The organism is Rhizobium sp. 01T444 (genome assembly GCF_056398305.1).
The window spans coordinates 1-11465 of record NZ_JBFTPD010000065.1 but is presented as its reverse complement, the minus strand read 5'-3'; the positions used below and the strand labels follow the sequence as shown (position 1 = coordinate 11465).

The window sequence follows — 11465 nt, the reverse complement described above, 5'->3', positions numbered from 1 at the left end:
CCCAGCTCGTGCAGGCGTGAAGCAGCTTCTCGTTGAGCGGCCCGATCTTCGCGATAGCCGTCCTGATCTTTGTCAGCGCCTGCGCGTCCATGTTTTCGATGACGCGGCTGAAGATCGCTTCCTTGTCCTTAAACTGGAGATAAAGAGCCGGGCGAGACATCCCGGCCGCCTTGGCGATATCGCCCATGGTCGTACGAGCGAAACCGTAACGCACGAAAACCGACTCCGCCGCGCAGAGGATATAGTCTTTTTTGTCAGCTCTGGCATCCATGCCTTAACTTGACATTCTGACAAAATTTGTCAACTAATGACATATTGACGAAAAATGTCACGAGGTAAAAGTATGCAGGATGTCGAGTTGCCCGAGCATGTTTTGAACGAGGCGGTGGCGCGGGTGGGAGATGGTCCCGTGGTCATGGTGAACCTCCTGACCTTCAGGGAGAGCCCGCTCTACCCGGACGGCTTTGCAGATAGAAAGCCGTCCGCCCGTGCCGCTTATTACGAGGGTTACGCCGGTGCCTTCGGCCAAATCGCAACGCGCTTGGGTATCGCCTATGAGCTGGTTCATGCCGGGCGCCAGCTTCTGACGCTGGTGCCGCTCGAACCGGAAAGCTGGGACGACATCGTCATCGTTCGCTATCGGAGCCTTTCGGATCTGCGCCGGATCACCGAAACCGAGGATTATGCGCGCCACGCCGCGCCTCATCGTCTGGCAGCCATCGCGGCCTGGCGGTTCATCGCGACCCGTTCGTGAATTGCAGCTGTCTGCGGGCTGGTCCAAGCGGCAATTTCCGCGCTATTGGTGCGTCACGGCTTGTCGACGACATGCGATCCTGGACGGGCGCCATGACATGAAAGGCTGCGCATGGATTGGAACGACCTTCGTTATTTTCTGACTGTTGCGCGCACCGCGAGCCTCACCCAGACCGCGTCGGAACTCAAGGTCAGCCAATCCACGGTTAGCCGACGCATCGTCGAGCTTGAGGAAAATCTTGGTATAGCGCTCTTTCAGCGCCACCAGACCGGCTATTTCCTGACGGATGAGGGGAGGGAGGTGCTTCGCCACGCCGAGCGGGTCGAGGACAGCATCCTGGCGCTGGAGCGCGGCGCAGCCGGCCTCGACAAGGATCCAAGCGGCGTCGTGCGGCTTGCAACATCGGAAAATCTGGCGACCGATTTGATTATCCCCGCACTTCCGGCCTTTCGCGACCGTTATCCCCGCATTTGCCTCGAGATCATCACCAGCACGGTCGCCGCCGAACTCGGTCGGCGCGAAGCGGATATCGCGCTGCGCGTCGTTCGGCCGACGCGGGGCAATCTGACGGTCAGGAGTGTCGGCCATATGACCTATTCGGTCTATGGCAGCCGGGATTATCTCGACCGCCATCCCTATATCGAGGGAGAACCACTCGGCGGCCGCCATTTCATCACCTGGGACGACAGCCATGCCTTCATGCCGGCCGCGGCCTGGCTGAAGCGGGAGCATCCCGGTTGCAAGATCGCCCTCGTCACCAGCAGCCTGCCCTCGCAAATCGTTGCCGTGCGGGCCGGTCTGGGTCTGGCCGTCATCCCCGACTTCCTGGCCGTTGGAGACGATCTCGTTCCGGTCGTTCCGTCGGAGCGGATGTTCAGCAACAAGGTCTGGCTGGTCACCCATGCCGATCTTGTGGCATCGGCGCGCGTGAGAGCGGTTGGGGATTTTCTGGCCGATCGGGTGATGCGCACCAATCTCGATCTCTCCAGACGCGCCCCCGCCGGCTGAGAGCCAGCCACGACGGCGGCGTGCCCGTATTGTCTGCATCAATCGGGCTGGAAGGCTTTCCAGAGCCCGTAGGAATCCTCGATGAAATTATAGGCGCTGACCTTCCCGTCGCGCACGGAGCAGATCGCCGCGAAGTCGCTCGCGAAGATCTTGCCCGTGCTGAGGATGCGATGCCGGAAATAGCCCGTCACGACGGCCGTATCGCCATTCTCGAAAATCCGCTCCACGTGAAAATCGAGCGGCTCGAAATGATCGGGGAAGAGCGCCATCCAGGCGCGCACTGCATCCTTCCCTTGGCGGATGCCGATCGTGGGAACGTCGGGCGCCCCCTGCACCTTCCAAACAACGTCGTCGGTCAGGCACTCGAGCGTCTTGTCCACATCTTTGCGGAAGAACGTATCGAGATAATGCTGGACGACTTGTCCGGCCGTCCTCTCCATTCCGTCTGTCATCTTGAAATCTCCGGGCCGCGTGGCGGCGTTTTAAGTTTCGAAATCAGCGATGGCCGCCGGCAAAGACGAAGAATTCGCCGGTCGTCCAGCTCGATTCGTCGGAGGCGAGGAAGATTGCCGCCGGCGTCACGTCGTCGGCCGTGCCCAGCCGTTTGAGCGGCGTCCTGGCCGTCACCGCCGGGCCGAAGTCCGTCTTCAGGAAGCCGCCGGCCTGGACGCCTTCGGTGTCAACCACACCAGGCTTGATCGCATTGACGCGGATCCTGCGGGGCGCGAGCTCGTTGGACAGCGCCCGCGTCAATCCATCGATCGCGCCCTTGCTGGCCGTGTAGACGGATGCGTTTTCCGGGCCGAAGATCGTGACCGTCGAAGACATGTTCACGATGCTACCGCCCTCCGGCATGTATTTCACGACCTCCTTCACGGCGAGCAGATAGCCGAAGACGTTCAGCTCCATATGCCGGCGGAAAAGCTCGATGGAGAGGTTTTCGAGCGGCTGGAAGTCGTAGACGCCGGCATTGTTGACGAGCACGTCGACGCGGCCATAAGTGCGGTTCGCCTCGGCAAAGAGCGCCTCCACCTGTGCCGGATCGCTCATGTCTCCCTTGACGGCAATAGCCTGGCCGCTTTTCGCCTCGATGTCCGCCACCACATGGTCGGCGGCATCCTTGCTGGCGGCGTAATTGACCACCACCGAGGCACCCTCAGCGGCAAAGCCTCTTGCAATCGCTGCGCCGAGGCCCTTGGAGGCGCCGGTAACGACGGCGACCTTCCCTTTCAATCGATCTGTCATAATCCCTGTCCTCTTGGCTTGGTTGTGGCTAATCGGGGCCTTCCCGCCTGTCGATCAGGAGGTCTGGGACGTCTTGCCGGCCCAGAGATCGACGGCGCCCATTCGGTCCGCGCCCTGCGTGGCCAGCATCCAGCCCGGATATTCCGGCGGCAGCTCGCTGACGGCGTCGAGCTTGGCGATCTCGTCTTCGGTGAGTTCGATGTCCACCGCGGCGATATTGTCCTCGAGCTGGCTCAGCCGCTTCGCGCCGACGATGATGGAGGTCACGACGGGCTTGGAAAGAAGCCAGGCAAGCGCGATGCGGGCCGGGCTGCAGCCATGGGTTTCCGCAATCGGCTTCAGCACGTCGATCACGTTCCAGGCGCGCTCCTTGTCGACAACAGGGAAATCGAAGGAGGAGCGGCGCGAACCCTCGGGCGACTGGTTTTCCCGGCTGAACTTGCCAGACAGTAGGCCGCCGGCAAGCGGGCTCCAGACGAGGAGGCCCATTTTCTCGGCTTCGAGAAGCGGGCGCAATTCGCGCTCCAAATCGCGTCCGGCGACCGAGTAATAGGCCTGCAGCGTCGTGAAACGCTCCAGATTGAGGCGGGCGGAAACACCCAGCGCGGTCGCAATGCGCCAGGCTTGCCAGTTGGACACGCCGAGATAGCGGACCTTGCCCTGGCGTACCAGATCGTCCAGCGCCCGCAAGGTTTCCTCGACTGGCGTCAGGATATCGGTGGCGTGGACCTGATAGAGATCGATATGATCGGTCTGGAGCCGCTTGAGGCTGGCGTCTACGGCATCCATGATGTGGGCGCGCGACGCGCCGACATCGTTTCGGCCCGGTCCCATGCGGCTATAGACCTTGGTGGCCAGCACGATCTCGTTTCTGGGAATGCCGAGATTCTTGAATGACTGGCCGAGCGTGCGCTCGCTGGCGCCGGCAGAATAGACATCGGCAGTGTCGAAGAAGTTGATGCCGGCATCGATGCTGGCCTTGACCAGTTCGTCGGCACCGCTCTGGCCGACATCGCCGATATGCTCGTAGATGCCGGTGCCGTCGCTAAACGTCATGGTGCCCAGGCAAAGCTGCGAGACCAGAAGACCGGTATTGCCGAGTGGCTTGTACTTCATTTTACTCTCCTTGAGACGCGTCAATCCGTTCGGACCGGATGGTCCGTTCCACGTCGGTGGTGATTGATGGGGGTGTAGAGCTGCCTAAGCGCTCGTCGCGATCAGGCGGCGTCGCTTCTGTCGGGCGCGCCGAATATCTCGTTGATGTGCAGCGAGTGCGTGAATTCCTTGCCGCTTGCGATCTTCCCGTCCCGGAAGCGCAGAAGGAAATGATAATTGTTCCGGTAGTGCCGGCCATCCTTCATCGGCAGATCGCCCTTGGCGACGATCGCCAATCTATCGCTCTCGCCGGTGATTTCGTGATAATCCATCTTGAGCGGGCCGGAGGCGTTCTCCAGAAGAAGCTTGGGCAGGTTTGCGAGATAGGATGTCTTGGCGTGCAAACCGGAAAACCTGTTTCCGGGCATGATCCACCAAGTCATATCCTCAGTGCTGAGCTTCGACATCGTGTCGGTATCGCCTCGTCCAAGTGCCTCCAGAAAGGCCTTGGCAACGTCCTCTTGCTGCTTTCTATCCATGGCATATCTCCTTCCTAGCCATTGGTCGTGACCTCACACCACCTGACTTAGGCGCTCGCGTTGCGAAAAAAACGGCAAAAAATGCTCAACGGTTTTCTATATTTGGAAAACGGACCCGGTGATACCAGACGTGGCCGGCGAAAAGGTCCAGAGACGGAATGTCACGCTGAGCTGGCGAACAGTCCTATTTAATGACGCTGAAGGATGGAAACGGACGCACCCTTGATGGCGGCAAGACATACAGGCTGAAGGTTCCTGCTAACGCTCCGGTCAGCCAGTACTGGTCGGCGACCGTCTACGACCGTCAAACCCATACGCTCATCAGGAACATGACCCGTGCCGGCCGGTCCTCGCAAAGCCCCGGTCTGGAGAAGAACCCTGACGGCTCCGTCGATATCTGGTTCGGCCCGAAGGCGCCACGGATCGGGAGCTCGAATTGGGTTCCGACCGTTCCCAAGCAAAAGTTCGAAGTCCTGTTTCGTTTCTACGGGCCACAGAAGCCGCTGTTCGACAAGTCCTGGGTGCTGCCCGACCTCGAGCGTGTCGATGAACAGTAGAGGAGGGAGGCAAATGATCATCAATCGCAGAGAAACGCTCTCGATCATTGCGGGCACCGCCCCAGCGGCGCTGGGCTTGTTCGCCGGTTCCGGATCCGCCAACGCTCAGACGACATCGACGACGGCATCAGGAACGCCGGCGTCTACTGGGTTACAGAAGATCGACAGCCGCATCGGCGTTCTCGAGTTCACTCACGACTTCGAGAACGGCTATCCGACCGACGCCACGATAGATAAGCTCTATGACGAACGCGACTTCCAGCGTGCGTGCCAGGCTTACCTCTGGGCCTTGCCGGCCGTCGCTTTCAGGTCATGGCAGGCAGGCAACAACGAGCAGCTTGGCGCTAAGAACGGTCAGATCGTCGCAATCCTTTCCTATGAGGCCAGACGCGGAATCCTGACCGCAAACGCCACGACGCCGTACTATCTGGGCTTCGCCGATCTGAGCGACGGGCCACTTGTGCTGGAGATGCCCAAACGGGGCGTCCAGGGTGCAATCAACGACGCATGGCAGAACGCAATTCCCGGCACCGAGCAGCCCGGCAAATACCTGGTTTTGCCGCCGGGTTCGAAGACCCCGCGCGACGTCACCGGCTACACGGTGCGTCATTCCCCAACGGTCAACGTCTTCCTGGGCGTGCGTCTGACGGACACCGACCCAAAGGCCGCACGACAGGCGCTGTCGCAGTTGCGAATGTATCCATATGCGCAGCGGAAGAACCCACCCACCATGGATATCCTCGACGTCGGATCAAAGACCTGGAGCGGGCTGCCGCCGCGGGGCATGGACTACTGGCGCAGGGTCGACGAGGTCATTCAGGTCGAACCCATGGAAGCGCGCGACACGTTCTTCCACACCATGCTGCGGCCGCTCGGGATCGAGAAGGGCAAGGCATTCGCACCGGATGCGCGACAGACGAAGATTCTCACCGACGCCGCCCAGGTCGGCGAGGCGATGGCGAAGGCGAATTCCGCGGATCGCCGGTTCAAGAACGGGAAGTATCGGCCCGATACGCATTGGGACTACGCGCTCATGCTCGATGCCGACGACCCTAATGGGTTCTGGAATCTGCTCGACGAACGGGCCTCCTGGTTCTACGAGGCGGTTGGCGCTGGCCCCGCCATGGCGCCGAAGAAGCCTGGACCTTCATCTGCCTATCTCAGCGCCTACAAGGACAAGGCAGGCGAATGGCTCGATGGCTGTGTCTCCTATCGCCTGCGCGTCCCTCCGAACCCGCCAATCAAGCTGTTCTGGTCGGTGACACTCTACGACGTCGACACCCGCGCCCTCATTCTCAACGACCAGAAGATTGCGGACCGTTCGTCGCGGATGGATCTGCGCAAGAACGAGGACGGGTCTGTCGACATCCACTGCGGACCGACCGCGCCGGCCGGCTACGAGAGCAACTGGATTCCGACTGTTCCGGGCAAGAACTGGTTCTCCTACTTCCGCTTCTATCAGCCGACCGAGAGCTACTTCGACCGGTCCTGGCCGCTCGGGGATTTCGAACGGGTGTGAACGATCGCAGGGCGGAAAAGAAGAGGTTCAATCGAGCCTGCCACGCTGAAACCTGCAATGCCGAGCGCTAATCGCCAGCCGTATGAGAAGGATAGAAGATGAAACGAACGACCATGTTGTGCCTGGTCTTGCTCAAGACGGCGCCAAACATCCGCTTGTGCAGTGTTCGCATGAAGTCCTCACTGAGCATTCGCTCAAGCGATACGCGCCGGCGACCGCGCGCCCAGGCCGCACCCGCGACGATGTTTTCCTGCTCCGCCTCGTTGAGATCGCGGCGAGCGGCATCCCCGGCTGCTCGAACAGTACCGGCATCGAGCCTAGGTTGCCGCCCAGTATGAAGGTGACCGTGACACGCATGAGAGCATTAAAGCTGACCACTTCAAGGCTGTTCTCGAGGCGCTTCGGGCCGGTCGGGCCGAAATCCCGCGGATGCACAGGGCCGGCGAAATCCACGACCGCGTCATGCGGGACCTCGAACACGAACTCGACCTGCAAGAGATCGCTGCGGAGAACAGACTGTGATCCGCCGCGTTTCAAATGGCTCATGTGTTTGCTGTTTGCGCCGCTGGAGCCTGTGGAGCCGACATCGTGCCGCAAGCTGAAACTCAATCCTCCCTCAGACCAACTTTTCGCGTTCGGATCTTTTCGGTTGTAGCCGTAGGATGGTCCAAGATAAATGGAATGATTGCCGTGACACTGGTTTCTCATTGCGATTGAAACCTATTTTCACGCGAATAGGCGTTGCGCAGCTGTTCAGCAGAATTATATGGTCTGCCGGAGTCGGAATGTTCTCATGGATGCTAAAGCGCGGAGGCATCTTGGAGGGAGGGGATTGAGCTGGACCATATTCAACTGAAAACGCTCGGCCCGTATTTCGGCCTTCCCGAAGCCGCGTCGCTCAATGCGGTGCCTGTCAGGGCTTCATCTATTTGCGTCACGAGAATCGCAAAGGATGTCACCGACGGTGAGAGGCCGATCGTCTCCCTTCCCGTTTGCGACGCCTATTTCCTGATGGTGTACACCAAGGAGGCTCATCATTGCGACATCCTCCCGGACGGGACCAGGACATTGCCCCACAAGTTCGAGCGGGGATCGGTTTGCCTTGTCGACCTTTCCGAAGGAGCGTCGATCGTCTTATACGCGGACCTTCATTCGGTTACCTTCTTGTTGCCAAAGGCCCTCATAGCGGAGGTCGGGGACCTGTCTAGGGCAAGTTCGATACTCGAGCTGCGGTGTCGACGGGGTGAGAGGGATCCGGTTTTAAGCAATCTCGCCGACATCGTCATTTCCCTCTTTGGTCGAGAGACCGGTTCATGGGAGGCGCTCCTGAAGCACTTGGCAATCGCGATCTGCTCACATCTGATCGAGGACCCCATCGGTAAGACGGAGGCTGGCAGCGACGAAACGATCCTGCCCTACAACCGTGAAACTTTGGCGAAAGAGTTTATGAGGAACAACCTTGCCCGTGAATTGTGCGTGGCAGACATTGCCGCGGCCGCGGGTCTCTCTGCCAATCATTTCTCGCAGAGTTTTAAGAAGGTGACCGGAGTTACGCCCCATCGCTGGCTCATGCTCGCGCGGGTGGATGCCGCTAAAGATCTTCTTCGCGACAGCAGCCTCCCGTTGAAGGCGATCGCCGACGCCTGCGGCTTTGTCGATCAAAGTCATTTCACGAAGGTCTTCTCCCGCGAGACAGGCATGACGCCGGCTGTCTGGCGTACTGGCCGGCTTCATTGATTGAAACCAAGTCGAAAGCTGTTTCGTAAAAAAATCGTTGGAATCTACCATAAAACAGCGTAGCGTTGAGGCTGATACGGGTGGGTTTGCCGGAGTGGACATTGAAGAGAGAATTGGAAGGCGGTAGTGCGCTTCGAACGCCTGTTCCTGGTCAATGGACGATAAAAGCGTCGGCTATCACGATCACCCGTCTGTGCTACGACAAGGACGATCTTCCGATCGCTCCACCGAGCAAACGCGAGGAGGCAGTCTCCGTCATCACTCAGTTGACCGATTTCAGAATGCACCGCCTTTGGAAAAACGACGAGCTCATTTTCGAAGGCGGGCATCCGAAAGGTGCGATCGCTATCACCGACCTCAGAAATGAATGGCAGTGCCATCATCTCTCGCCATTCGATAATCTGCGATTCAATATCCCGCTCTCCTTCGTGCGCACTTTCCTGGAGGACATAGGCCGCCCGCAATTCGACGGGTTCGATTGTAGGCCCGGTACTAGGGACGACGTCATTCTTGGCCTTGCTCAGGCCGTCTTGCCTTATCTCGTCAACCGACATGAGGCCAACCAATTGTTCTTTGAGCAAATTAGCCTGGTTCTGTTGACGCATCTGACCCACACCTATGCCAGCCAGTATTTTCCGACGAGCAGGAATGGCGTTTTGGCGCCATGGCAGGAAAAAAGGGTGCTCGAGTTCCTGGTTGCGAACGCCCTCACGCAGGTCTCGATCACCGAACTCGCCCAACTCTGCAGCCTGTCCCGCAGTTACTTTAACAGGGCGTTCAAGGAGACATTCGGCCGGACACCATACCGTTGGGTCATGGAGTATCGAGTTTCAAAGGCCAAAGATCTTCTGCTTGCTGACCTTTCAATCCAAGAGGTCGCCACGACGTGCGGTTTCGCCGATCAGAGCCATCTCACGCGAGTGTTTTCGGATATTGCGGGAGAGCCCCCTGGCAACTGGCGTCGGCAGAAGCGCTTGAAACTCGGCGATAAGACTTAATAAAATCGCGGCCGGCCCGAAGCTCGCGCTTTCGCGGAGTTTTCCCGTCAGATCTCGTCTCGGAGTAGGGCTCGTCTACATTTCGGTTCCTGTGTGAGCTCCAGCCGCCGAGACAGTTCGAACATCCAAACCATCCTTTTTAGCGACAAGAAGATCGCGTCGGCAGCGGGCATGATCCGTCCCGTCAACGCACTTTAGCTGACTGCCGACGCACCGTCAGCTCAACGCTTTTGAGGAAACACAATGACTGTAAACGCGACACCGACGCCGGGCTCGAAGCTTCTCACGCCGAAGGATCATACGCTGATCATGATCGATTTTCAGTCGCAGATGTCTTTTGCGACGAAGAGCATCGATGCTGTCAATCTCCGGAACAATGCCGCTCTCGTCGCCCATGGCGCCAAGGGTTTCGGCGTTTCCACCATTCTGACCACGGTTGCCGAAAAGAGCTTCTCCGGCCCGATGTTCTCCGAAATCACCGATGCGTTTCCCGGTCAGAAGCTGTTCGACCGCACGTCGATGAACACCTGGGAAGATGCAGCCGTCATCGAGGAGATCAATCGCATCGGCAAGAAGCGCATCGTGCTTTCCGGCCTGTGGACCGGTGTCTGCATCGTCGGCCCGGCGCTGTCGGCCATCGAACAGGGTTTTGAAGTCTTCGTCCTGGCCGATGCCTGCGGCGACGTTTCCGACGAAGCGCATAACCGGGCAATGGATCGCATCGTTCAGGCCGGCGGACAGCCGATGACGTCTCTCCAGTATTTGCTCGAGCTTCAGCGCGACTGGGCACGGACCGAGACCTACGACATGACCACCGGTATCGCCAAGAAGTTCGGCGGCGCCTACGGCCTCGGCATCATCTACGCCAAGACGATGTTCGGCGCGTCCGAAGGTCATTGAGGGGCGAACTGGCTGCCGGCACGCAGTGCTTTGCAGCGACCAATTCTTCGGTGTTTTTCCCGTGGCGCACTTCGCTCGCGCCACGGCACCGGCCATTCCCATTCAGTCATGCGCACGGAGCTCATCGTGACCGCCTCACCATCGAATAATACGACCGTCGTTCTCGTGCATGGGGCATGGGCGGACGCATCGAGCTGGAGATCAGTTATTTCCCTTTTGCTGAAGCAGGGCGTTTCCGTCGTCGCCGTGCAAAATCCAACGACATCTCTGTTGGCGGATGTCGAGGCAACCCGCCATGTGCTGAACGAGATTGACGGGCCTGTCATTCTCGCCGGCCACAGCTGGGGAGGAACCGTCATCACGGAAGCAGGCAACGACCCGAAGGTCAAGGCTCTGGTCTTTGTCGCGGCCTTCGCACCGGACGCCGGCCAATCGACCGGAGACCAGGTTGCTGCCCATCCCGCCCCTCCGGGTCTTAGCGAGGTCAGTCCTGACCGCAGCGGCAGCTACATGATGAGCGCAAACGGCTGGATCAATGCGGTAGCGCAGGATCTGCCCGAAGAGGATGCACGAGTCCTTGCGGCCACCCAGCCGCCGCTCGGTGCAGGCACTTTCTCCGACAAGGTGACCAAGGCCGCCTGGACGGACCGCAAGAACTGGTACGTGATTTCGAGTGAAGACCGGGCAGTCAGCGTGGAGCTCCAGCGGGAATTGGCGAAGAAGCTTAATGCTCGTACGACCGAGATCAAAGCCAGCCACATGTCATTGATTTCGCAACCGGAGGCGATCGTCTCCGTCATCCTTGAGGCGGTTTCCGAGGCGACCGGGCTTTAATCGTCGAATAGATCACAAAGGACAACTTCCATGAAAATCTATCTCCTCTCCCTCGGCGCCGGCCTTCTCGTTGGCATTGTCTACAGCCTCCTGAACGTTCGTTCGCCGGCTCCTCCTGTGATCGCGCTTGTCGGTCTGCTGGGCATCCTTGTCGGCGAACAGATCATTCCCTTCGCCAAGACGATTATCAACAAAGAGCCGGCCGCAGTCTCGTGGCTGCATCAGATCAAGCCACACATGTTCGGCCATTTGCCCAAGGGCACAAATCCCGCCGACATC

General features: G+C 59.3%; 13 protein-coding genes and 2 pseudogenes. 9 read left to right on the top strand and 6 right to left on the bottom strand.

Going from position 1 to position 11465, the window contains the following annotated elements; all coding sequences use genetic code 11:
• Positions 1–271 (bottom strand): TetR/AcrR family transcriptional regulator (locus AC1DTN_RS36785; RefSeq protein ID WP_477925006.1); only part of this gene is annotated, 271 nt, incomplete at its 3' end.
• A gap of 72 nt (positions 272–343) precedes the next feature.
• On the opposite strand from AC1DTN_RS36785, the gene AC1DTN_RS36780 reads away from it, so the two are divergent.
• Together AC1DTN_RS36780 and AC1DTN_RS36775 are read left to right on the top strand one after the other, a co-directional pair.
• The gene (locus tag AC1DTN_RS36780; RefSeq protein ID WP_477925004.1) at positions 344–754 is read left to right on the top strand and encodes a hypothetical protein; all 411 of its coding nucleotides are present in this window, start codon (positions 344–346) and stop codon (positions 752–754) included.
• 111 nt (positions 755–865) lie between these two features.
• A complete protein-coding gene (locus AC1DTN_RS36775; RefSeq protein ID WP_477925002.1) occupies positions 866–1762 on the top strand; it encodes a LysR family transcriptional regulator in 897 nt (298 codons plus the stop codon).
• A 38-nt stretch (positions 1763–1800) separates the two neighbouring features.
• Here AC1DTN_RS36775 and AC1DTN_RS36770 read toward each other — a convergent pair whose 3' ends face one another.
• From AC1DTN_RS36770 to AC1DTN_RS36755, 4 genes are all read right to left on the bottom strand, one after another.
• Complete coding sequence (locus AC1DTN_RS36770) at positions 1801–2214, bottom strand: nuclear transport factor 2 family protein (protein ID WP_477925000.1); 414 nt, start codon at positions 2212–2214, stop codon at positions 1801–1803.
• 43 nt (positions 2215–2257) lie between these two features.
• The gene (locus tag AC1DTN_RS36765; RefSeq protein ID WP_477924998.1) at positions 2258–3007 is read right to left on the bottom strand and encodes an SDR family NAD(P)-dependent oxidoreductase; all 750 of its coding nucleotides are present in this window, start codon (positions 3005–3007) and stop codon (positions 2258–2260) included.
• Between the two features lie 54 nt (positions 3008–3061).
• The gene (locus tag AC1DTN_RS36760; RefSeq protein ID WP_477924996.1) at positions 3062–4123 is read right to left on the bottom strand and encodes an aldo/keto reductase; all 1062 of its coding nucleotides are present in this window, start codon (positions 4121–4123) and stop codon (positions 3062–3064) included.
• Positions 4124–4224: 101 nt separating this feature from the next.
• Positions 4225–4641 carry a nuclear transport factor 2 family protein gene (locus AC1DTN_RS36755; protein WP_477924994.1) on the bottom strand — a complete coding sequence of 139 codons (417 nt, stop codon included), beginning with the start codon at positions 4639–4641 and terminating at the stop codon, positions 4225–4227.
• Positions 4642–4829: 188 nt separating this feature from the next.
• Between AC1DTN_RS36755 and AC1DTN_RS36750 the strand changes: the two are divergent.
• A pseudogene (locus AC1DTN_RS36750) lies at positions 4830–5198 on the top strand (DUF1214 domain-containing protein); the annotation flags it as partial.
• A gap of 13 nt (positions 5199–5211) precedes the next feature.
• Positions 5212–6717, top strand: coding sequence for a DUF1254 domain-containing protein (locus AC1DTN_RS36745; RefSeq protein ID WP_477924992.1), 1506 nt, complete (start codon positions 5212–5214; stop codon positions 6715–6717).
• Between the two features lie 136 nt (positions 6718–6853).
• Here AC1DTN_RS36745 and AC1DTN_RS36740 read toward each other — a convergent pair.
• Positions 6854–6994, bottom strand: a pseudogene (locus AC1DTN_RS36740) (mobile mystery protein B); the annotation flags it as partial.
• A 1058-nt stretch (positions 6995–8052) separates the two neighbouring features.
• On the opposite strand from AC1DTN_RS36740, the gene AC1DTN_RS36735 reads away from it, so the two are divergent.
• From AC1DTN_RS36735 to AC1DTN_RS36715, 5 genes are all read left to right on the top strand, one after another.
• Entirely contained in the window at positions 8053–8454 is a 402-nt protein-coding gene (locus AC1DTN_RS36735) for a helix-turn-helix domain-containing protein (protein ID WP_162748117.1), read from the top strand.
• Between the two features lie 101 nt (positions 8455–8555).
• Complete coding sequence (locus AC1DTN_RS36730) at positions 8556–9452, top strand: helix-turn-helix domain-containing protein (RefSeq protein WP_477924989.1); 897 nt, start codon at positions 8556–8558, stop codon at positions 9450–9452.
• 243 nt (positions 9453–9695) lie between these two features.
• Positions 9696–10352: a hydrolase gene (locus AC1DTN_RS36725; RefSeq protein WP_113324810.1), complete on the top strand. Its 657-nt coding sequence runs from the start codon at positions 9696–9698 to the stop codon at positions 10350–10352.
• 126 nt (positions 10353–10478) lie between these two features.
• Complete coding sequence (locus AC1DTN_RS36720; RefSeq protein WP_477924987.1) at positions 10479–11186, top strand: alpha/beta hydrolase; 708 nt, start codon at positions 10479–10481, stop codon at positions 11184–11186.
• A 30-nt stretch (positions 11187–11216) separates the two neighbouring features.
• Positions 11217–11465: XapX domain-containing protein (locus AC1DTN_RS36715; RefSeq protein WP_477924985.1), on the top strand; the 249-nt coding region annotated here is incomplete at its 3' end.